Below are 20,509 nucleotides of genomic sequence, written 5' to 3'. Positions count from 1 at the left end.
ACCGTGGGCGCCTCGCCCTGCGGACTTCACCACTCCGTACTCTTCGAGTTCCCGGTTCACCGGGACCGGCCACCGCCTCGGGCAGGCATCACGTGTTGTGGAGTACGTACGACCAGGCGGGCTGCTCTCCGCCCGTCTCGTTGGCCCCGGCCAGTGCGCCCACCACCCAATAGGTGGCCTGCTGTCGCTCTGCGCTGGTCGGGGGCGCGAGGTCGCGGGAGCGGAGGCCGGTGACGAACACCGCGACCAGCGTGAGGAACTCCTCGAGGCTCTCCGTGATGGGGAGGCAACCGAGATAGTCCTCTTCCGGCTTGGTGGGAACACGCAGGACGTGTCCGGTCGGGCCGTCGACGACGAGCTTGCCGCCCACCCACTTGCCGATCTGGAAGAAGGGGCCGTTCTCGGTGACGGGCTCGATCCCCTCGGGCCAGGCGGGGAGTTCGTCGAGTACGCCCATCTCCCAGTTGCCGAACGGGAAGAGCCCCATGGCCCCTTCCTTCATGTACGGCAGGCCGAATTCCAAGAGGAGTTGGCGCGTCGCCGGGTCGGTGAGCCGGTCGGGGAGGTCCTCGGGCTGGATGGGGTAGACGAGGTCCTCGCCGAACACGGTGATGAGGTCCTCGTGACTCGGGGCCGATGCGTCGACAGGGCTGCACGGACCCGCGTCCGTGTATTCACCGCTGAGGGGAAGCAGACGCGCGCCGAAGCCGGAGATGTCCGCGTCGACCGTCGTTTCGACGGCGATCATTCCCGACTCGCCCGCGAAAAAGATGACTTCGCCGATCGTCAGCGGTGCGCAGGGCAGCATGAAAGTGCGCCCGTCCCGCCCCGGGGACGACGCGGCGAACAACTCGCCGGTCCGTTCAGGTGCGGCGGAGTCGTGCCCTGACGTCGCCGGCCAGGTGAGATCCGTGCGGTACTCGTCCGGGATGTCTTCGCCCTCCCACGGTTCCGCGAGCAGCTCTCCCGTCTCCGCGTCCCGGACCGAGACGTACAGCAACTCCTCCTCGTTCACCGTCCGCCGCTGGAGACCGGCGATGGCCGGCAGCCCCGCCCAGCGCACCTCGGCCAGGGCGGCCAGGCGCCCCGCCTCCAGGAAGTCGGGGTGAAGGCCGCCCGGTGGCCGCCACTTCGCCCACTTGGCCCGCCAGGGCAGGGCCGCACCGGAAGAGGCGACGGCGGACGCGAACCGGTGGTCGTTGCGCGTCAGCGCCATCAGGTGCACCCACGACGCCCACTCCGCCTGGCTCGGCGGGACGATTCCCCAGCCCCACAGATGAAGGGCGTCGGCAGCAGCCGTGTTCCCGGGTACGTAGAAGGTGACGCTGCGCGCCGCGTCCATGAGTGCCGTCTGCGGCAGATGGGCGACGACACCTCCGTCCTGGAGCAGTTCGTCGTACGTTCCCGCCTGTACGGCGTGCATGGCGAGTCCCGTGGCCGCGTACAGGCCCATGGCACCGTGCCGGGCCCAACCCTCGGGATGACGGCGGTCCGGAGCGGTGCGCGTCAGCCAATCCACCATGTGCTGGTGGGTGCGGCGGAGACCGGTGGACTCGATGTGCGATCCGGCGTCCCGCCGCAGCGCCTCGGCCAGTCCCTCGTCGACGAAGGAGACCCCGAGCGGCCCGATCCGCAGAACACCGGGCTCTTCCCGTGCGAGCGCGGAGAGTTCGTCCTCGGACGTCGGTTCACCGGTCAGCGCGGTGACCAGTTGAGCCCACGCAGGCAGTGGTACGAGACGGGGCTCGGCCAGGGCCAAGGCCCGCAGGGCCGTCGAGTCCGGCGCCGCCGTCGGTTCGGTGGCCGGTGCCGAGACCCGGAACACCGTCGAGGGGTCGGCGTCCGTGGGCAGCAGCCGCGGAACGACGTGGATCATCACGGACAGCCTGCCGCGCGCCAGTCGCGGGAGCGTCCGGGTGACCAGCCGCTCGGCCTCGAACGAGCGGCGGGTCACACCGGCACGGTGGGTGTTGACGATCAGCAGCAGCCGTTCCTCGGGCCACCCGCCGAGCGCGTAACGCCAGGCATGAGGCCCTCCCGCCACCGGACCGACTCCGAGCGCCGTGAGGGCCCGCCTCATGACCTGGTCGGCGGTGAGTCCGGTGGCGTCGATGACGACGCTGCCCGGCACGTGCTCGTGCGTCCGGCGCACGACCGCCGAGGCGTCGTGGCTGTCCGCGAGGGCGAGGAAGGTGACTCCACCGCCGTGCCCGCCCTCACGCCACCACGCGCCGACGCGGCCCGCGGCCTCCTCCTCGGGGATTCCGGGGGCTCCGGGGGTCCCGGAGATTCCGGGAGTTCCGGAGGCGTTGGTGGTCGGCTCGGGCACTGTGCCCCTCCTCGGCTCGCGTCGGATTGCTGGTCTCAGGAGGAACGGGACGGCCCGATCCGCAGGATCACTCGGTCGATGAACGCCGCCGCTTCGATCTCCGGGATCTCCACGTGGTCGGTGTCATTGTGTCCTCGCGCGTACAGGCCGAAGTAGTCGGTGGGTTCCCAGCGGAGGTTCCGGCCGAAGGACTCGTCGCGGGTGACGGGCTCCCGCCCGACCACTCGACGACGCATCAGCCCCAGAGGCCTCTCCCTCGGGAACCCCTCGTCGACCAGAGCGAAGTACGTGACCCTCCCCTTCGCCCCGGAATCGAGGGCGTCGAGCGTCGCCGTGGCCGTCGTGAGGAACGGCGGTGCGGCAATGGCCGTGCCGAGGTCCCAGCGGGGCAGGCTCACGCCGTTGAGGTCGATGGCCTGATCGACGTGGAAACCGCCTCCACGCTCGTACAGGGCGAGCAGGGGCTCGTACGGATCCGGGAGGTCCGGCAGATCCGTACGCTCCTGACAGCGCAGCTCCGCCCAGCGGACAGCCCCCGCCACGGTCCGCTCGACCGGGTACGGACCGATCCCGCCGCGCAGGAACGCGTCCAGTTCGCTCGCGACGTCCGGCGACAAGCACACGGAATCGTCGACGTGTTCCGCGATGTCGAAGAAGGGCCAGACACTCTCGGCGCCGTAGTGCCGGGCCCACTGGGCGGAACGGCGCAGATATTCGCGCATCAGCAGAGCGCGCGACCGCGCGTGCTCGAACGCCGCTGTCCAGTCGCCCCAGTCGACGGCTCGCAAGCGGCTGAGCACTCCGCCGGCCGACCGCTCTGCGGTCACCGGAGGTTCACCGCTTTGGTGCGTGCGCACGACGAGCCTCTGGCACTCAGGATGTCACGCGGCCGCCCCACTGCCCGCTCACCCCGGCTGTCCGCCGAGGTGCGGGATCGAGGTGTCGCCTCCGGCGCGCTCTGGATCACGGGCCCTGGAGCTTCGCTCTGGTGCGGAGGATGAACCGGTTGGCTTCTTCCTCGGTGATCTCGACGTGGTCGTCGTCGTTGTGGCCCAGCTCGTAGAGGCGCAGGTACTCCGTCGGCTCCCAGCGGAGGTTTCGGGAGTAGACCTCGTCGCTGAGCGAGTTCCCGGCTCGGCGTCGGCGGACGATACCGGCGGGTCGCTCGCGGGGGAATTCGTCGTCCACGCGGGCATGGTAGGTGACGGTGCCGGGAGGGGAGTTGAGCACGCTGACGGACGCCCCGCGACTGTTCAGCCACATCTCCAGCTCCAGTCCTGCAAGTTCGCGTTCCACATCACCTTCGACGAGGCGTGCCGGACCCCGGATCTCCCCGGTGAGCCCGGTGCTCTCGTCAAGTGCGACGTTGAGGGTCGCGCGGTGCGCCGACGCCCCGGCGAGGTCTGCGCCGTGCAGGGACACGTGCTGGAAGGCAGCGCCGCCGAGCACCGCATGGCGGAAGGATGCCGCTCGCGCATCCACCCTCCAGAGCTCCGCACTGCCGAGATCGGCACGCGTGAGGTCGGCGCCCCGCATGCTCGTGTCGCGGAAGCCGACCTTGACCAGTGATGCCCCGGTGAGGTTGGCGCGGTCGAGCACGGTGTCGGCGCACTGCGCGCGGTAGAGATCCGTTTCGACGAGCTGTACACCCGTGAGGTCGGTGTCGAAGAGTGTCGCCAACGCGAGGTCCGCTCCGGACAAGTCGCCTCCGGAGAGGTCGAGTTGAGAAGCGTACAGAGTCGTATCGTCCTCGGCCGCCTCGCACCGGGCCAGCAAAGCGGCCGCGCCTGCCGGGTCGGTCGGCAGGGACCGGACCGTTCTTCTCATGTCACGAGTGCCGGATCATGCCGGGGGCGGTCCCGACGCGGCGCAGGACCACGACCCAGTCGTCCTCGCTCGGCCAGCCCGTCAATTCGGCGAACTGCCACTTCTCCTCGCCCACGGGGAAGGTGTCGCCCACGCGGAGCGTGTGGAAGTGCTCCTCGGTGGCGGAGACCCCGAGCCGGACCAGGACCGAAGCGTCGGAATGCTGGAAGATGTCCATCACCGCGAGACTCGCGTTCCCCGTATTGCGCTGAATCCCGTGCCACAGGCCGATCGTGTCGGGGCCGCTCATCGGGCATCCTCCAAAGACGAGTGCCGAGTGTTTCATGAACTCCTGCACGGGCTCCGGCCGGCCGGCCCGATGGCCCGGCAGGAGTCCGGGCACCTGCCCGGAGTACCATCCCCGCGAGGTACTCCGGTCGGCGCCCCAACGTGGTTTTCTTCACACGTACTTCGGGCCTGCGGCGCCCGGAGTCGACGCTTCGAGCGGCAACCCCCGCAGTGGCACGGTCACAGAGGGCGTCCGCGTGGACAAGGCAGCGAGGGCAGTGGGGAATGAGCGTGGTGGAGAGCTGGTCCCGCGTGATGAATCTGCTGGAGCAGCATGCCCCAGCCGATCATGCGGATCTGCCAGGGCCGGCGACGGAACAGATGCTCACGGCCGCCGAGGAACGGATGGGTATCGCCCTTCCGCAGGATCTCCGGGCATGGCTGCTGCGGAACAATCTGGATCTGCCCGAAGAAGAGGTGGACGACGATGTGCAGTGCTGCGGCTACGCCGGTTTCCCCGACGAGGGCAGCTTCTTCCTGGGAATCCGGGCGATGGAGCGCCTCTACGCGAACCGCTCCAGGCCCGGTGGATTCGACCCGCCGGACCGGCCGGACAATCCGTTCTGGCGTAATGAGTGGATCCCCTTCCTGTCGGACCAGGACGGCTGGATGGGAAAGTTCGTCGACGTGCGGGACGGACGTGTCGGAAGGTGGTTCGTGGGTGACATCACGATCACGGGCGAGTACGAATCACTGGCCCACTATTTCGACTCCGTGGCCGAGAAGCTGACGAAGATCGCCGACGGCGACTATCCGGTCTGCAGGATCGACGAAGGGCGACTCCTCTGGTTGTGACAGCTCGCCCGCACTGTCTGGCAGTGCTCGCCCGACCGGGCCCGGTCCTGCTGGAGTCGTTGCGCGAGCACGGCCCGATGCGCATCGGTCCCAACCGGATGACCGTCATCTCCACAGCCGTCCGCGCCGTGGGGAGAGAGCGCTGAAACGCTCGGTCATCCACAGGTCTTGAGTATGCGGCTGACCGTCGCGGACACTGTCGGGATGTGGCGGCGCGCGCAGGCGATCGGGGACCGGGATGTCGCACGGCAGATGCGAAAGATCTTCAAGGACTTCCCTGCCGGCTGCCGCCAGGATCCGGCGGCAGCCGCCGAGGCGTACGCACGGCTCATGTTCACGACCAGCAAGTTGGGGCGTCCCGGAGTCAGGGTCGAGAAACAGTTCAAGCGCAAATGTTTCGACGTGGGACTCTTGGGCTCGACGAGCGAATTCGACCGTCTCACGAAGCATGCCATTCTGATTTCGGAGAGCTGCTTACTCTTCCACGGAACAGAAGCGCCGTACCATCATCTCGGTAAAAGGGTAGACAGCATCGTCTACACCAACCACGACACGCTGCAGCCCGAAGGGAGTGACGACTACACCGTCCACTACGGGATTCACTGCCCGAATCCGTCCGTGCTCGGAACCTGGATCATCGAAGCCGAACCGCTGATCAAGGAGGGGCTCTCCTGGTACCTTCCCAGCTACTCCATCCGTAGAGAATCCAGTTCGCGGTACGGGTGGCACTCAGACGCATCCACCCAGGACGAACACGAGCCGATGTCCCAGGTCTCCCCGGCCGACTACCTCATGCGAGGGGGACAGCTGATCGATCCATCGGCGTCCAGCCCCTCGGAAAGCCCACTGGTCCGGCCCGTGCTCCAGATCGATCTGCCCGTCGTCGAAGGCGTCTCTCTGCGGAACTTCAGCAGGATCACCGTCGATGAATTCGATGCGCACAAGAGATTCCACGAATTCTTGAGCACCCACTTCCTCTCCATGAGCGAGGCGCTCAACGCAGAGCGGTCCCAGATCGAGCTGGCACGATTGCGCCAGGAGATCGAGGAGCAAGTGAGCGCCGTCCGCGCCGAGTTCGTCGCCGCCGCGAGGCGAAGGCCTCTCGGAGCCGTCGGCGCGAAGGTCGCGTCCACCTCCGCTCGCCTTGTCGCCGTGGACGGATCGCTGATGAGACGAGTTCTCGCGACTCCGGGACCGATCACGGCCGAAGCCTTCTGGGCCACGGTCGACGAGATCGTCGAGAACCATCCTCGGGCGACCCCGAACGGGGAATGGCGTTACGTCTGGGTCCTCTCCCGGAAGAGTCGGCCCCTGTAGGTGGCACCCCCGCGACGACGGGCGGTCAGTCCGTCGGCAGGATCTCGACGCCCCGCGCCCCCAGCTGCGTGACCACCGGGTCCTGCGGGTCCGCGTCGGTGATGAGCCCGCTGATCTCCTCCCAGGGCAGTACGCGGAACCGTGAAGCGGTGCCGATCTTCTCGGAGGAGGCGAGGACGTACGTGTCCGCGGCCCGTGCGGCCAGGGCGCGTTTCATCGCCGCCTCTTCGGCGTCGCCCGTGGTCAGTCCCGCCTCGGGGTGCACGCCGGTGACACCGAGGAAGCAGAGATCGGCGGAGACGTTCTGGGCCGCTTCGACCGCTGCCGCGCCGCAGGCGACCGCCGAGTGCTTGAAGATCCGGCCGCCGATCAGGAAGACCTCCGCCCGCAGGTGCTCGATCAGGGCCGCGGCGATCGTCGGGCTGTGCGTGATCACGGTGCACTCCAGGTCGCGCGGGAGCGCGTGGGCGACGGCGAGCGCCGTGGTGCCGCCGTCGAGGATCAGCGCGCCACCCGGCCGTACGAGCCCGGCGGCCACCGCGGCGACCTTGCGCTTGCCGTCCGGGGCCACGGTCTGACGGGCCCGGTAGTCCACGACGGCCGGGGACACGGGCAGGGCGCCTCCGTAGACGCGTTGGCACAGCCCCTCGCTCGCGAGTTCGCGCAGGTCGCGCCGCACGCTGTCCTCGGAGATCCCCAGCTCGGCGGCGACGTCCTTGGCCACGATCTTGCCCTCGCGGGAGAGCAGATCGAGCAGGTGGTCACGTCGTTCAGCTGCCAGCATTCCGCACTCTTTCTCGTTCCTGCACGTTTCTGCATGTATCGTAGCGCACCATGAACGACAAGCCCATGCTCATCCTCATCGCCGGCCCCTACCGCTCCGGCACCGGCGGCGACCCCCAGGCGATGGCCGCCAACCTCGCCCGCCTCGAAGCCGCCGCCTGGCCGGTGTTCGCCGCGGGCCACCTCCCCGTGATCGGGGAGTGGATCGCCCTGCCCGTCCTGCACTCGGCGGGTGCGGGCCCCACGGACCCCCTCGCGGACCAGGTGCTCTACCCGACCGCCGAGCGTCTGCTCGCGCGCTGCGACGCCGTGCTGCGTCTGCCCGGGGAGTCGGCCGGCGCCGACCAGGACGTCGCCACGGCCCGGCGCCGCGGTCTGCCCGTCTACGACGACGTCGCGCAGATCCCGCACCGCACGGCGCCGCGTGAGGAGCTCCGTACGGAACCGCAGGCGGAACTCCGCACGGCGCCGCAGGAGACCGTGTGAGTCCCCGCCCCGGCGTCGACGCCCCCGACCACCGCGGCCGTACCGGCCTGGACCGCGCCGGACGCGGGCTCGACCGCAACCCCGATGTCGTGATCCGCGATGTCGAGCTCACCTCGCAGGGCTGGCACGTGCTGCGGCGCACCACCTTCGACTACCGCCGCAGCGACGGACGCATGGTCACCCAGCAGCGCGAGACCTACGACCGGGGCAACGGCGCGGTGGTCCTGCCGTACGACGTGGAGCGCCGCCGCGTCCTGCTCACCCGTCAGTTCCGCTATCCCGCGTACGTCAACGGCCACCCCGACGGCATGCTCGTCGAGGCGGCGGCGGGGCTGCTCGACGCGGACGACCCGGAGAGCGCGATCCGGCGCGAGAGCGTGGAGGAACTCGGTGTCTCGCTGGGCCCGCTCACGCATGTGTTCGACGCGTTCATGAGCCCCGGCTCCGTCACCGAGTGCCTCCACTTCTTCGCCGCCCCCTACACCCCGGCCGACAGGACCGGGAAGGGCGGCGGGCTCGAAGAGGACGGCGAGGACATCGAGGTCCTGGAAATGCCCTTCGCCGAGGCCGTCGCCATGACCCGCGACGGCCGCATCGCCGACGGCAAGACCGTCATGCTGCTGCAATGGGCGGCGCTGGACGGGCCGTTCGCGCCCGGCGCCGTCGGCCGCTGACGGTGCGTCGCGCCCACGCGTAGGCTCCTCGTTCCATGAAGGTACTGATCTCCGTGGACATGGAGGGCATCTCAGGGGTCGTGCACGCCTCCGAGACGCATCCCGAGCGCTACGACTACGAGCGCGGCCGGGCGTTGATGACGGCTGAGGCCAACGCCGTCATCGCCGGTGTCCTGGACGCCGAGCCCGCCGCGGACGTGTGGGTCGCCGACGCACACGGGCCGTTCCGCAACCTGCTGCCGGAGGAACTGGACCGGCGGGCACTCCTCGTACGGGGCAAGCCGCGTCCCCTGGGCATGCTCGGCGGGCTGGACGAACGCACCGATGCGGTCATGTTCGTGGGCTACCACGCCCGTGCCGGAGCAGGTCCCGGCGTGATCGCGCACACCATGAGCGGCGATGTCCTGGACGTGCGGGTGGGTGGGCGTTCGCTCGGGGAGATCGGTCTCAACGCCGCCCTCGCGGGACACATGGGCGTACCGGTCGTGCTGCTCAGCGGTGACGACGTGGCCTGCGCGGAGTTCGAGGAGGTGGTTCCCTCCGCGGTGACCGTCGCGGTCAAGGAGTCCCTCGCGGGGGCCGCCGCCGTCACCCTCCATCCCGAGGTGGCCCGAGAGCGTCTGCGCGAGGCCGCGGCCGAGGCGGTCGGGCGGCGGACCCGGGTGGCTCCGCTCGTCCTGGAGCCGCCCCTCGTCGTGGAGGTCGACCTCTACAGCCCCGCCTCGGTCGACCTGGCGACCCTCGTGCCGGGCGTCTCACGCGCCGAGGGCGGCCGCACGGTCACGTTCACCGCCGCCGACTTCGCCGAGGCCCACCGACTGGTGCTGCTGCTCGTCCAGCTCGCCTCGATCAGGCCCACGTGACCTTCCGCGGCCCCCGGCCGCCCCGGAAGGCGTACGGAGGGCCGCGGGAAGGCTCCGACAGCGCGGCGTCACAGCCACCCGTGTTCGCGGACGATCCGGGCCGGGCCGGGGCGCCGCCCCTGGGTGCTCAGGGCGTGTACAGCGACTGCAGTCGGGTGATGCGGCCCTCGCCGTCGAAGCTCACGTCGTATCCGAGGAGCGTGGGGGCCTCGTCGGACGACCGGGCCTTCAGCCGGCTGACGAAGTCGGCCTGGGAGTACGACGCGGGGTGCTTCGCGTCGCCGAGCGGGACCGAGAGCAGCACCGTGGCGTCCTCGGTCATGGGCACCTCGGTGTAGGGCCCCTTGCCCGGGACGATCACCCACGCCTCGAACTGCGGGTGGGCCTTCTTCTGGGCGGGCCGCACCGACAGGTACGTCCGGCCGCCGGCGATCCGGGCGTCGTCGATCTGCACGAACTGCTTGGTTCCGGCCCACGGAGCGGCGTCGGGCGACGACGACGCGGGGACCGGGGCCTCGTCACCGCCCGACGCCGGAACCGAGGCCGACGCCGACGCCGACGCCGACGGTGTCGCGGGAGCCGAGGCCGACGCCGAGGCCGACGCGGAGGGCGTTGCCGATGCCGTCCCGCCGTCCGACGCGGCGGGCGTCGCCGAGGTCACGGGCGCGGCGCTGACCGACTGCCCGTCGCTCTCACCGCCGCACGCGGTCAGGGCCACGAGGCTGAAGGCGAGAGCGGTGAGGCTGCGTACGGTGGCGCTGCGGTGCGAGACGCGCATGGTCAAGTCCCCCCAAGGACGGCTGTGTTCTGGTGACGTGCTCTCTACGCACCGGCCCGCCCCGCAGGTTGCACCTGTCCGCGTTCTTTTTCGGCGAGCTTCCACGGCCCGCCGGTGACCTGCCCTGTCGGGCTCACCCGGAGAGCCAGTAAGCCTCCCGCAGCGACTGCACCCGGCCCTCGGTGTCGTAGTCGATCGCGAAGACCCACTGCGGCTGGTCGCCCAGTCGGTCGACCAGAGCGTCCAGTTGTGTGTCGCCGGGCTTTCCGTCGGCAAGCTCCCGCACCTCGGCCAGCGTCCCTCGCGGCAGGGTCAGCGTGTGCACCACGTCGGTGGGTTCCGCGGCGCCCCGCACGGTGCGGACCTGCCGGACAGTGACCCGAACCGTGTCGCCCTCGGCCGCCGCGCCGTACACATAGCCCAGTTCGGTGGCGTACTCGGCGCCCGGACCTGGTGTCGGCGGTACGAACGACGACGCGGTAGGCGCCGGTCCTGTGGCGGGCGGTTCGGATCCTCCGGGGGCCCGGAGCAGCGACATTCCGCCCACCGCCAGCACCACGGCCAGCAGTGCGCCGCCGGATGCCAGTGCGGCCCGCCTGCGGTGCAGGCGCTGCTCACCGCGTGCCCGGATACCCTCCGCGGCGAGCGGCACCACACGGCGTCCGCCCGACTCGGCGAGGTCGGCCAGCTGGTCCCTCAGCCCGGTTTCGTCAGCCATGACGCACCTCCGACAGGCGGGGCGTCGTCGCCCGTGGATCCAGCTCGGTATCCGCCAGCAGCCGTGCCAGCGCCGCCCTGCCCCGGCTGAGGTGTGCCTTGACCGTACCGACGGGGCAGTCGGCTTCGACAGCCACCTGCTCGACCGTCAGGTCGCACAGGTGGTGGAGCACCACCGCCCGCCGCTGGGCCTCGGGGATCTGCCGCAGCGCCTGGACCAGCAGCACGTGGTGAGGTTCCGGCGGTGGTACGGCGGCTGGTGGGCCCTGCCGGCGGGCGAAGGCGAGCGCGGTGCGCACCTTCCGCCACCGGCTGACCGCCAACCGCCAGGCGACCGTACGCACCCACGCCTCGGGGGCGCCGTCCAGGTCCAGCTCGGACCGGCGTTCCCAGGCGCGGACGAATGCCTCCTGCACCACGTCCTGCGCCTCGGAGAGGTCGCCTGTCATGGCGTACAGCTGGCCGATGATCCGGCCGACGCTCGCGGCGTAGAAGGCGTCGAACTCCTGCTCGTCCGCACCTTTCCCGCCCCGTCGCCCCTCCGGTGGTGACATCCCGCTCCCCCTCACGCCGCGCGCTGCCCCATGGCCGGGGCGCCACCGAGGAATCCGGCAACTCCCTTGCTCCACCGGTGATTCCGGGGGGACCTTATCCGGCCGAGGGGTGTCCGCATCCGGTCGTGCGAGGCGGTTGCCCTGCTGTGACAATGTCCGGGCCGCTGCGTATCCGACCGCGTCGGCTGCCGGTTCCTGACGAGGGGCGGCGCGGGTCGTCGACCGTGCGAGGTGCCGGAGTGGCCGGGTGATCGACCGTGCGAGGTGCCGGAGTGACCGGGTGATCGCGAGCGCCGGTGTACGGGTCAGGCCTCCGGCGGGCCCTCCGGGATCGGGTGCACCTCGACCGGGTCGTTGCTCGGCTTCCCGCCCGCGCCGGGACACGCCGACGCCCGTGCGGCGATCTCCAGCGCCCTTTCCTCGCTCTTGACGTCGACCACCCAGTACCCGGCGAGGACGTTCTGGTCCGGCCGAGCCGGTCCATCGGTCACGTGCGGGCGCCCGTCGCTTCCGGCCCTCACCGTCTTGGCCAGGGACGGGCCGCCGAGGCCCTGCCCGTCGACCCATTCACCGGCGGAGTTGAGGTCGTCGTTCAGGGCGTTCATGTGGGCGAACATGGCCTCCATGTCGGTCTGGGAGTACGACGACATGACGGCGTCCCACTGGGCGGCGGGCACGTTCATCTGGATCATGTACTTCATGGTTCTCGCCTTCCGGGCCGGCTGTGGATTGCTCGTACCTACGAACAGATAGACAGCCGGACGGCCCGGAACTCATCGGTGCACCCTTCCGGGCGGAGGAGACGGGCGGGGCTCACGGGCGTGAGGACGGTCCGATCCTGCCGGGTGCGACGGCGGACGGACTCACAACCACCCGTGTTCGCGGGCGATCCGGGCCGCGACATGGCGGTTCTCCGCGCCGAGTTTCATGGCCGCCGACGAGAGGTGGTTGCGGACCGTGCCGGTGGACAGCGAGGCCCGGGTGGCGATGTCCGCGACGGGTGCGCCGTCCTGGGCGTACGACAGGAGTTCCGCCTCCCGGGGTGTCAGGGGGGATTCGCCCGCGGCGATGGCGTCGGCCGCGAGTTCCTGGTCGACGTAGCGCCCGCCGGTGTGGACGGTGCGGATGATCTCCGCCAGCTGCTGCGCGGAGACCGTCTTGGGCACGAAGCCGCGCAACCCGACGCTCAGCGCGCGCTTCAGGGCGCCGGCGCGGGCGTGGCTGGTGACGATCATCGAGGCACACCCGGGCACGGTGTCGCGCAGCCGGCCGGCGACGGCCACGCCGTCGAGGCCGGGCATCTGGAGGTCGAGGACGGCGACGTCGGGGTGGTGTGCCCTGGCCATGGCCAGCGCTTCGTCGCCCGTTCCGGCCTGCGCGACGACGGTGATGTCGTCCTCCAGGGTGAGGAGCGAGGCGAGGGCGCCCCGGATGAGGTGCTCGTCGTCCGCCAGCAGGACCGTGATCATGCGCCTTCCTCCCAGGGGATGCGTGCGGTGAGGCGGAAGATCCCGCCGGGGTGCCGTTCGGTGGTCAGTGTGCCGTTCAGTCCCGCGAGGCGTTCCCTCAGCCCGCTCAGACCGGTGCCGGTGCCGGGGTCCGAGTCGGACGCGCCGTCGTTCTCCATCACCAGGACGGCCGCGGTGAGGCCCTCGGCGCGCAGGGACATCGTGGAGCGGGACGCGCCCTGCGCGTGGCGGAGTACGTTCGTCGTCGCTTCACGGACCACCCAGCCGAAGGCCGACTGGACCTCGGTGGGCAGGCGGTCGGCGGGGCCGTACTCGATGCGGCAGTCGATGCCCGCGGCGTCCAGGACCGAGCGGGCTCCGACGAGTTCGGTGTGGAGGTCGGCCGTGCGGTAGCCGCGGACCACCGAGCGGATCTCCCGCTGCGACTCCCGGGCGATGCGCTGCACCTCCTCCATGTGCTCGACCGCCTCGGGCCTGCCCCGCCTGGCCAGTTGTGCGGCGAGTTCGCCCTTGAGCGCGACGACCGCGAGGTTGCGGCCCAGCACGTCGTGGAGGTCGCGACCGAAGCGCAGGCGTTCCTCGGCGACGGCCAGGGCCGCCTGTGTCCGGCGCGCGGCGCCCAGTTCCTCGACCAGCCGCACGCTCCAGCCGGAGGCCCGGGACGCGACGGCCATGAACGGCACCATGATCACGGTGGCGCCGATGACGAGGGCCAGGCTCGAACCCGACAGCCCGGCCAGGACAGCCCCGGTCAGGGAGCCTGCGACGACGGCCGCCATGAGGGCCGATCCCGCGCGGAGCGGCAGTGCCAGCACGGGTGGTCCGGCGGTGAACATCAGCAGCCAGAGCAGATACGCCGTCAGGTCGTTGGCGTCGATACGGTCGTACGCCAGCAGCAGGCATCCCAACGTGGCCATGCCCACGGTGACGGCCATGTAGCCGGCCACGAGTGCGTCGGGGCGTGGGCCGATGCCGAGGTAGTGGCTCAGGGCCGCGCGCCACAGCAGGAACTGGCCCGCGGCGTGCACGGCGCCCGACACGGCCACGGTCACCAGCACGGGTGCGCCCGCGTTCGCCTGGAGCAGCCAGATGATCCACATGCACGCCTCGGAGAAGGCGAGGAAGCCGACGCTGCCCAGCGCGTACCGGCGGTAGCGGTCGGGGCCGTCCTCGCCGCCCAGCCGCTCCACCCAGTCCTCGATGCTCATCGTCGTCCCCAACGTCCTCTGCCTTCTCGTTCCGAGGCCACACCGGTCAGTTGCGCGGGCTCCACCGGAACCACTGCCGCACTCCGAGCGCCGCCACACCCGTCCACGCGCAGACGGCGAGCAGCGCGCGGAGCTGGTCCATGCCGCCGAGGTCGCCGCTCCAGCCGCCCTGGAGGAGGTCCATCACCGGTGAGAACGGCAGCCAGGCGCTGATGTCCTCCGCCACTCCGGGAAAGACCTGACGCGGTACGAACATCCCCGATCCGACCATGCTCACCAGCCAGAACGGCAGGAACGTCAGCTGCGCGCTCTCCGCCGTCCGGGTGACCGCGGCCGTCAGCGCGCCGGCGGCCACCAGCAGGGCCCCACCGGTCAGCAGCCCGAGGACCACCAGGTGCGGTGCGGCCGGTGCGGGGGCGTCCAGGACGACCGTCAGGCCGCCGATCAGCAGCACGCTCTGCACCAGTGCCAGCAGCAGGGCCGGGAGCGCCCCGCCCACGAGGATCTCCCAGTCGCGCAGCTCGCCCGAGCGCAGCCGCTTGAGCACCAGGCTCTCACGGCGGGTGACATAGACGCCGACGAGATTGGAGTAGATGGAGAAGATCAGCGCCAGCCCCAGCGAACCGGGCAGCAGGACCGTGGCGATCGACAGTCCGGTGCCGCCCAGGTCCAGGTTCTTGACCATGCTCCGCATGGAGAAGGCCGTCACGGCGGGCACCAGGAGGGCGGTGAACAGCGCGGCCCTGCTGCGCATCAGCAGCGTCAGCTCCGCGCGGCCGAGCGCGACCATCCGGTTCACGGCGCGGGTCCTCGGGGGCGCGGTGGTGGTCAGGGGCCGGGCGGGAGCGGTGGTCGTCATCGGGTCTCCTCGTTGTCCAGGCCCTTGGCGATCTCCATGAAGGCCTCTTCCAGTGATGCGGACCGGGCGTCCAGGGCGCGCAGCGTGACCCCGGTCCGCTGGGCCCAGACGAGCAGTTCGGTGGCCGTGCGCTGGAGGTCCCGGGTCTCCAGACGGACCGTCCTTCCCTCGGTCTCGTGCCGGGTCACTCCCATCGGCGGGAGTGGCGGCAGCTCGCCGAGGAAGCGGTCCTCCGGCAGCTCGAAGGTGATCCGGGAGGGCCGTTCGGCCACGACGTCCGCCACCCTTCCTGTGGTGGCGATCAGCCCCTGGTGCATGATCGCCAGCCGGTCGGCGAGCTGTTCGGCCTCCTCCAGGTAGTGCGTGGTGAGCAGCACGGTCGTGCCCTGGAGCTTCAGTTCGCGGATCAGGTCCCAGGTGTCCCGGCGGGACTGGGCGTCCAGGCCGGTCGTGGGTTCGTCGAGGAAGAGCACCTCCGGCCGCCCGAGCAGGGCCAGCGCCAGATCGAGGCGGCGGCGCTCGCCGCCGGAGAGCTGCTTGACCCTCACGTCGCGGCGGCCGGTCAGGCTCGTCAGCGCGAGGGCCTCGTCCGCGGGCCGGGCGCCGGTCGTGCAGCCCGCCCACATGCGTACGGTCTCCAGCACCGTCAGCTCCGTCGGGAAGCCGCCCTCCTGGAGCATCACCCCGATGCGGTGCCGTACGGACGCCCGCTCGCGGAACGGGTCGTGGCCGAGGACCCGGACGCTCCCGCCGGTGGGGGTCGCCTGACCCTCCAGGATCTCCAGCGTGGAGGTCTTGCCCGCGCCGTTGGTCCCCAGCAGGGCGAAGAGCTCGCCGCGGGCGACCGTGAAGTCGATGCCGCGCACGGCGTCGAAGCCCTGGTAGCTGCGTTTGAGTCCGGCCGTTTCGATGACTGCGTCCATGTACTCCACACTCCCCGCGGGCGGCGGCCGGGGGCAGTGCGGTCTGTCACGAGCTGTACATGACGTCTGTAACGGGTGGGGGCGTCCTGGCGGGCGGCGTCCGGAGCGGGGAATTCCCGGGCCGTAATTGCGGACCGGTGATTCGGGCGCGTATATTGGATGGTTCTGTGCGCCCATAGAAAAAGGCCCCTCACTGGGGGCCAACAAGCAACACCATATCCGGCAGGGAGCGGTTTTGTCAACTCGCGAAAACGTTGAATTGCAGAAGGAGCAGCAATTCATCGACCGGCTGTACGACCGTGTCGACGCGCTGCGCGGCGAGGCCGCTCAGCACGTCGAGGACGCGTTGACCCCGGTCGGGAACGGCTTGCAGGCCCGTCATGAACGCGATGTACTCGTCGCCGAGCGGTCCGGTCTGCTGGCCGCACTGAATGCGGTGGACGGTTCGCTCTGTTTCGGCCGTATCGATCCGGCCGACGGCGCCGCGCACCATATCGGCCGTATAGGAATTCGTGAGGACGACCCCGATCACACGCCTCTGCTGATCGACTGGCGGGCGCCGGTCGCGCGGCCGTTCTATCTCGCCACCGGACATATGCCCATGGGGCTGCGCCGGCGCAGACACATCACCACCGAGGGCCGGGCGGTCACCGAGCTGCACGACGAGATCCTCGATCTGGGGGACCGTGAGCGCAGCGGGTTCGAGGACCCGAGCGGGGACGCCGTGCTGCTCGCCGCGCTCGGTTCGGCCCGTACCGGTCGCATGGGCGACATCGTGCGGACCATCCAGGCGGAGCAGGACCGCATCATCCGTGCCCCGCACCGCGGCGTCCTCGTCGTCGAGGGCGGTCCCGGCACGGGAAAGACCGCGGTCGCGCTGCACCGGGCGGCCTTCCTGCTGTACGAGCACCGGGAGCTGCTGGCCAAGCGCGCGGTCCTGGTGGTGGGCCCCAACCCGGCCTTCCTGCGCTACATCGGTGAGGTCCTGCCCGCCCTCGGCGAGACCGGCGTCATGCTCGCCACCCAGGCCGAGCTGTTCCCCGGTGTCCACGCCCGGGGCACCGACACCCCCCGCGCGGCGGCCGTCAAGGGCGGTGCGGGGATGGCCGAGGCACTGGCCCTCGCCGTACGCGACCGGCAGGGGCTGCCCGAGCCAGGAGCCCCGATGGTCGTCCCGCACGACGACGGCGATCTCGTCCTGGACTGGGAGATCGCCTACGAGGCCCGGCAGGCGGCCCGCGAGACCCGTCTTCCGCACAACCTGGCCCGTCCGTACTTCGCGTTCCAGGTGATCGACGCACTCACCGCGCAGCTCACCGAGCGCATCGGCGCCGACCCCTACGGCGGCCCGAACTTCCTCGGCGCGGACGACATCGCCCAGCTCGGCAAGGGCGTCGCCGCGAGCGAGGAGGTGCACGCCGCCGTGGCGGAGCTGTGGCCGCTGCTCACGCCCGAGGGCTTCCTCGCCGACTATCTGGCCGAGCCGGTGTATCTGTCCGACGAGGACGCCGAGGCCGTCCGCCGCGCCCCCGGCGCGGAGTGGACCCCGGCCGATGTGCCGCTCCTGGACGAGGCGGCCGAGCTCCTCGGGTCCGACGACAGTGCCGCGCTGGCCGCCGCCGAGGCCGAGCGGCAGGAGCGGGTGGCCTACGCGCAGGGTGTCCTGGAGCTGTCGCGGGGTTCGGAGTCGTACGAGTTCGAGGACGAGGAGTCCGAGGTACTGGCGGCCCACGACATCATCGACGCCGAGCGGATGGCCGAGCGGCAGGAGGAGGCCGACCACCGGAGCGCGGCCGAGCGGGCCGCGGCCGACCGGACCTGGGCGTTCGGGCACATCATCGTCGACGAGGCGCAGGAGCTGTCGCCGATGGCGTGGCGGCTGCTGATGCGCAGGTCGCCCACGCGCTCGCTGACCCTGGTCGGTGACCCGGCGCAGACCTCGGAGGAGGCGGGCGTCGGCTCGTGGCAGAAGATCCTCGAACCGTACGTCGGCGACCGCTTCGAGCATGTGCGGCTGGGGGTCAACTACCGTACGCCCGCCGAGATCATGGAGCTGGCGGCCAGGGTCGTACGGGCCGAGGACCCGTCCTTCGAGCCGCCCGGGTCGGTTCGCTCCACGGGTGAGGAGCCGTGGACGCGCGACTCCGGCGCGGATCTGGCGGGTGCGGTGGCGCGGGCCGTCGCGGAGCTGACACCCGAGGAGGGCCGCCTCGCGGTGATCGCGCCGCGTGAGCTGCACGAGGAGATCGCGGCACCGCTCGACGGGATCACCCCGGGCGCCGAACCGGACCTGACCCGCACCGTGGTGCTGCTCGGCCCGCGCGAGGCCAAGGGCCTGGAGTTCGACCATGTGCTGGTCGTGGAACCGGGGCGGTTCGGGACGAGCGATCTGTACGTGGCACTGACCCGCGCGACGCAGCGCCTGGGCATCGTGCACCGGGAGGAGCTGCCGGAGACGCTGCGCTGAGCGGTGCGTGAGGCCCCGGGGAACGCGTCCGCCCCGCACCGGTCGACTCGGTGCGGGGCGGACGCGGGCGGCGGATCAGTTGCAGGCGTGGGCCCAGCCCATGTTGGGACGCCAGGTCGTCTCGCCGGAGCCCGAGCCCTTGTAGCTGAACGTCGCCACGACGCCGAAGCTGTTCGTCGGCCACTTGCACGGGTCGACCTTGGCGGTGGCCGCCGAGTCCTCGGTCGCGAACCAGCCGTCGTAGTCCTGCTTGGACTTCACGGTCACCCAGCCGCTGCCATTGAAGCGCTGCAGCTTCACATTGGTGACCTTGACCGAGTAGTTGTTGCCACCGGCGGCGTCGGTGATCTTCGCCCGCGCCTGGTAGGTGTCGGTGGCCCGATCCCACCAGACGGTGGCGCAGCGCTTGACCTGGGTGCCGTAGCACTCCCAGGCGCTCTCCGCGGATGCCGGCGCCGGGGCGAGGACGATCGACGCGCCGAGCGACGCGGCGACCAGCGCTCCGACAGAACCGGCCCGACCCACACGCTTGAGCCTCATGAAACCTCCTGATGTGCCAGTGATTTCGGGAACCGTATCCAGGGATCAGGGCCAAAAGCGGAAGCGTGCCGGGTGGTTGCCCCGCTGTGACAAAGTCAGAGTTCGGTCCCTTTTTGACCGGGTGCGAGCATTCCCGGCGCTCGATGTTCGGGGCCCGGTTCCCGAAGCTCGGGCCTCGACCCTCGACCCTCGACTCCCGAATCTCGACGCTCGTATCTCGGAGCTCGCATCTCGGGATTCGAGCTCCGGGATCGCCGGTTCACTCTTTCGAGGGCCGGAATGAGGTATTCCGACCGAAGCCCGAGCTTCGGGATTCGAGGGCCGGGACACGAGATCCGGGATTCGAGCGATTCCTTTGACCGGTAGGGAAAGAAGGGTGGTTGGGAAAACCTCCCCGACCTCCCTGACCCGTCACGGCCAGCAAGTATGACTAATCGTGACCAACTTGCGGCGGAGCGTGGCGCGTGCCTACGGTGCGAGAAACAAGCGACCCCGACATGGTGTTGGAGCACCGGGCCGGGGTCTGACCGCAAGATCCAGAGGCGATCCCGTGGCTATCCAGCACCCTAGCTCCGCCGTGAGCACCCCCGCACTCTCGCGCCCGTACACGATGGCCAAGCCCGGTTACGGCAAGCGCTCCATGCCCGGCGAACTCCCCCGCAGAGCAGACGACTTCGCGCTGCTGCCCGCTCGCGAGCGGTATATCGCCGGATTCATCGACCATCTGCCCGACGGCGCGTCGATGGACGTCAAGAGCCTCGCCAAGCAACTCCCGCTGTACGGCCAGCAGGCCGTCGGCTCCGCGCTGAAGGCCCTGGCCACCGCAGGGCATCTGCGCCGGGTACGGTGCCTCGTCGGCGAGCTGGGACAGGTCCGCTGGGTCTCGCGGACGTTCTGGTCGCGCACCGCCCGTGACAACGAGTGGTGGGCCGCCACGGAGGTCGCCCCGGCTGCGGCACCCACGGCCCCGGCGGATGAGCCCGCCGTACCGGCGACGGCTGTACCGGCACCCGCAGCGCCGACGAGCGACGTACCGGCGCCCGCAGTTCACACCCCCGCCACCGAGCCCACGACGCCGCCCGCCGTGCCGCAGCAGCGGACCACCCCCACGCCCGCCGAGCACTCCCCCGCCTACCTCGCGCTGGCGCGGCTCGGCCGTATCGACTCCCGGCTGACGCTGTCCGCCGCCGACTGCGCGGTCCTGGAGCCCCAGGCCGCCGCGTGGCTCGCGCGCGGTGTGGACACGGACTACCTCACGCAGGCGCTCGTCGCCGGGCTGCCCACCCGGGTCGAGTCCCCCGTCGGGCTCGTCCGCCGCCGCCTCACCGACAAGATCCCTCCGCATGTGCCCACCGCCCCGGCACCGCCCGCGCCCGGCGCACCCGTGCACCGGGTGATGCTGGAGTGCACCGGGTGCGGGGCGCCCGGCCGCGCGGAAGCCCTCGTCGACGGCCTCTGCCGCTCGTGCCGGCCGCCCGCCCAGGGCGACGCCGTCGCGCCCGGGCTCCCCGTCGGCCGGCCCAGCGAGCAGGAGGTGCGGACGCTCGCGGCGGGGCTGCGTGACCTGCTCAAGTCCCCCTGATCCGCGAGCGG

The 20,509-nt window shown here is 70.8% G+C and carries 22 protein-coding genes; 8 read left to right on the top strand and 14 right to left on the bottom strand.

Annotated features, from left to right (window positions below):
* Nucleotides 1-88 precede the first annotated feature (88 nt).
* From AMK10_RS08215 to AMK10_RS08190, 4 genes are all read right to left on the bottom strand, one after another.
* A complete protein-coding gene (locus tag AMK10_RS08215; RefSeq protein WP_073746477.1) occupies nucleotides 89-2,329 on the bottom strand; it encodes an SUKH-4 family immunity protein in 2,241 nt (746 codons plus the stop codon).
* A 35-nt stretch (nucleotides 2,330-2,364) separates the two neighbouring features.
* Nucleotides 2,365-3,156 (bottom strand): hypothetical protein, encoded by a 792-nt coding sequence (locus tag AMK10_RS08210; protein ID WP_073746475.1) that lies wholly within the window; start codon nucleotides 3,154-3,156, stop codon nucleotides 2,365-2,367.
* Between the two features lie 136 nt (nucleotides 3,157-3,292).
* The gene (locus tag AMK10_RS36530; protein WP_079180646.1) at nucleotides 3,293-4,156 is read right to left on the bottom strand and encodes a pentapeptide repeat-containing protein; all 864 of its coding nucleotides are present in this window, start codon (nucleotides 4,154-4,156) and stop codon (nucleotides 3,293-3,295) included.
* A 1-nt stretch (nucleotide 4,157) separates the two neighbouring features.
* Nucleotides 4,158-4,445: a DUF6406 domain-containing protein gene (locus AMK10_RS08190; RefSeq protein WP_073746473.1), complete on the bottom strand. Its 288-nt coding sequence runs from the start codon at nucleotides 4,443-4,445 to the stop codon at nucleotides 4,158-4,160.
* A 263-nt stretch (nucleotides 4,446-4,708) separates the two neighbouring features.
* On the opposite strand from AMK10_RS08190, the gene AMK10_RS08185 reads away from it, so the two are divergent.
* The 3 genes from AMK10_RS08185 to AMK10_RS08180 are packed head-to-tail and all read left to right on the top strand — an operon-like array spanning nucleotide 4,709 to nucleotide 6,595.
* Entirely contained in the window at nucleotides 4,709-5,278 is a 570-nt protein-coding gene (locus AMK10_RS08185) for an SMI1/KNR4 family protein (protein WP_073746471.1), read from the top strand.
* Between the two features lie 23 nt (nucleotides 5,279-5,301).
* Complete coding sequence (locus AMK10_RS38470) at nucleotides 5,302-5,424, top strand: hypothetical protein (RefSeq protein ID WP_274535328.1); 123 nt, start codon at nucleotides 5,302-5,304, stop codon at nucleotides 5,422-5,424.
* A gap of 28 nt (nucleotides 5,425-5,452) precedes the next feature.
* A complete protein-coding gene (locus tag AMK10_RS08180; protein ID WP_073746469.1) occupies nucleotides 5,453-6,595 on the top strand; it encodes a hypothetical protein in 1,143 nt (380 codons plus the stop codon).
* 25 nt (nucleotides 6,596-6,620) lie between these two features.
* Here AMK10_RS08180 and AMK10_RS08175 read toward each other — a convergent pair whose 3' ends face one another.
* A complete protein-coding gene (locus tag AMK10_RS08175; RefSeq protein WP_073746467.1) occupies nucleotides 6,621-7,379 on the bottom strand; it encodes a DeoR/GlpR family DNA-binding transcription regulator in 759 nt (252 codons plus the stop codon).
* A gap of 50 nt (nucleotides 7,380-7,429) precedes the next feature.
* Here AMK10_RS08175 and AMK10_RS08170 point away from each other — a divergent pair, with 50 nt between their 5' ends.
* Genes AMK10_RS08170 through AMK10_RS08160 form a run of 3 tightly spaced genes read left to right on the top strand, consistent with a single transcriptional unit; the run spans nucleotide 7,430 to nucleotide 9,401 of the window.
* On the top strand, nucleotides 7,430-7,864 hold the full coding sequence (locus tag AMK10_RS08170; protein ID WP_073746465.1) for a DUF4406 domain-containing protein: 435 nt from the start codon (nucleotides 7,430-7,432) through the stop codon (nucleotides 7,862-7,864).
* Complete coding sequence (locus AMK10_RS08165; RefSeq protein WP_073746463.1) at nucleotides 7,861-8,538, top strand: NUDIX domain-containing protein; 678 nt, start codon at nucleotides 7,861-7,863, stop codon at nucleotides 8,536-8,538. Before AMK10_RS08170 ends, AMK10_RS08165 begins: the two co-directional genes overlap by 4 nt.
* 35 nt (nucleotides 8,539-8,573) lie before the next feature.
* Nucleotides 8,574-9,401, top strand: a complete 828-nt coding sequence (locus tag AMK10_RS08160) for a M55 family metallopeptidase (protein ID WP_073746461.1) — start codon at nucleotides 8,574-8,576, stop codon at nucleotides 9,399-9,401.
* Nucleotides 9,402-9,528: 127 nt separating this feature from the next.
* Here AMK10_RS08160 and AMK10_RS08155 read toward each other — a convergent pair whose 3' ends face one another.
* The 8 genes from AMK10_RS08155 to AMK10_RS08120 all read right to left on the bottom strand — a co-directional run bounded on the left by AMK10_RS08155 (nucleotide 9,529) and on the right by AMK10_RS08120 (nucleotide 15,909).
* Nucleotides 9,529-10,179, bottom strand: coding sequence for a hypothetical protein (locus AMK10_RS08155; RefSeq protein ID WP_073746459.1), 651 nt, complete (start codon nucleotides 10,177-10,179; stop codon nucleotides 9,529-9,531).
* 133 nt (nucleotides 10,180-10,312) lie between these two features.
* Nucleotides 10,313-10,897 carry a hypothetical protein gene (locus AMK10_RS08150; RefSeq protein ID WP_073746457.1) on the bottom strand — a complete coding sequence of 195 codons (585 nt, stop codon included), beginning with the start codon at nucleotides 10,895-10,897 and terminating at the stop codon, nucleotides 10,313-10,315.
* Nucleotides 10,890-11,450, bottom strand: coding sequence for a SigE family RNA polymerase sigma factor (locus AMK10_RS08145; protein WP_073746455.1), 561 nt, complete (start codon nucleotides 11,448-11,450; stop codon nucleotides 10,890-10,892). The genes AMK10_RS08150 and AMK10_RS08145 overlap by 8 nt, the downstream gene beginning before the upstream one ends.
* 305 nt (nucleotides 11,451-11,755) lie before the next feature.
* Nucleotides 11,756-12,151 (bottom strand): YciI family protein, encoded by a 396-nt coding sequence (locus tag AMK10_RS08140; protein ID WP_073746453.1) that lies wholly within the window; start codon nucleotides 12,149-12,151, stop codon nucleotides 11,756-11,758.
* Between the two features lie 162 nt (nucleotides 12,152-12,313).
* Nucleotides 12,314-12,919, bottom strand: coding sequence for a response regulator transcription factor (locus tag AMK10_RS08135; RefSeq protein ID WP_073746451.1), 606 nt, complete (start codon nucleotides 12,917-12,919; stop codon nucleotides 12,314-12,316).
* Nucleotides 12,916-14,127 carry a sensor histidine kinase gene (locus AMK10_RS08130; protein ID WP_073746449.1) on the bottom strand — a complete coding sequence of 404 codons (1,212 nt, stop codon included), beginning with the start codon at nucleotides 14,125-14,127 and terminating at the stop codon, nucleotides 12,916-12,918. The genes AMK10_RS08135 and AMK10_RS08130 overlap by 4 nt, the downstream gene beginning before the upstream one ends.
* 46 nt (nucleotides 14,128-14,173) lie before the next feature.
* Nucleotides 14,174-14,986: an ABC transporter permease gene (locus AMK10_RS08125; protein WP_073746447.1), complete on the bottom strand. Its 813-nt coding sequence runs from the start codon at nucleotides 14,984-14,986 to the stop codon at nucleotides 14,174-14,176.
* Complete coding sequence (locus AMK10_RS08120; protein ID WP_073746445.1) at nucleotides 14,983-15,909, bottom strand: ABC transporter ATP-binding protein; 927 nt, start codon at nucleotides 15,907-15,909, stop codon at nucleotides 14,983-14,985. Before AMK10_RS08120 ends, AMK10_RS08125 begins: the two co-directional genes overlap by 4 nt.
* Nucleotides 15,910-16,168: 259 nt before the next feature.
* On the opposite strand from AMK10_RS08120, the gene AMK10_RS08115 reads away from it, so the two are divergent.
* The gene (locus AMK10_RS08115; protein WP_073746443.1) at nucleotides 16,169-18,376 is read left to right on the top strand and encodes a HelD family protein; all 2,208 of its coding nucleotides are present in this window, start codon (nucleotides 16,169-16,171) and stop codon (nucleotides 18,374-18,376) included.
* Between the two features lie 75 nt (nucleotides 18,377-18,451).
* Here AMK10_RS08115 and AMK10_RS08110 read toward each other — a convergent pair whose 3' ends face one another.
* Complete coding sequence (locus AMK10_RS08110) at nucleotides 18,452-18,916, bottom strand: hypothetical protein (protein ID WP_073746441.1); 465 nt, start codon at nucleotides 18,914-18,916, stop codon at nucleotides 18,452-18,454.
* Nucleotides 18,917-19,466: 550 nt separating this feature from the next.
* On the opposite strand from AMK10_RS08110, the gene AMK10_RS08105 reads away from it, so the two are divergent.
* A complete protein-coding gene (locus tag AMK10_RS08105) occupies nucleotides 19,467-20,498 on the top strand; it encodes a MarR family transcriptional regulator (RefSeq protein WP_198959657.1) in 1,032 nt (343 codons plus the stop codon).
* The last annotated feature ends 11 nt before the right edge of the window (nucleotides 20,499-20,509 follow it).

This window comes from Streptomyces sp. CB02058 (assembly GCF_001905505.1).
Lineage (GTDB): Bacteria > Actinomycetota > Actinomycetes > Streptomycetales > Streptomycetaceae > Streptomyces.
This window is presented reverse-complemented; position numbering and strand designations above follow the sequence as displayed.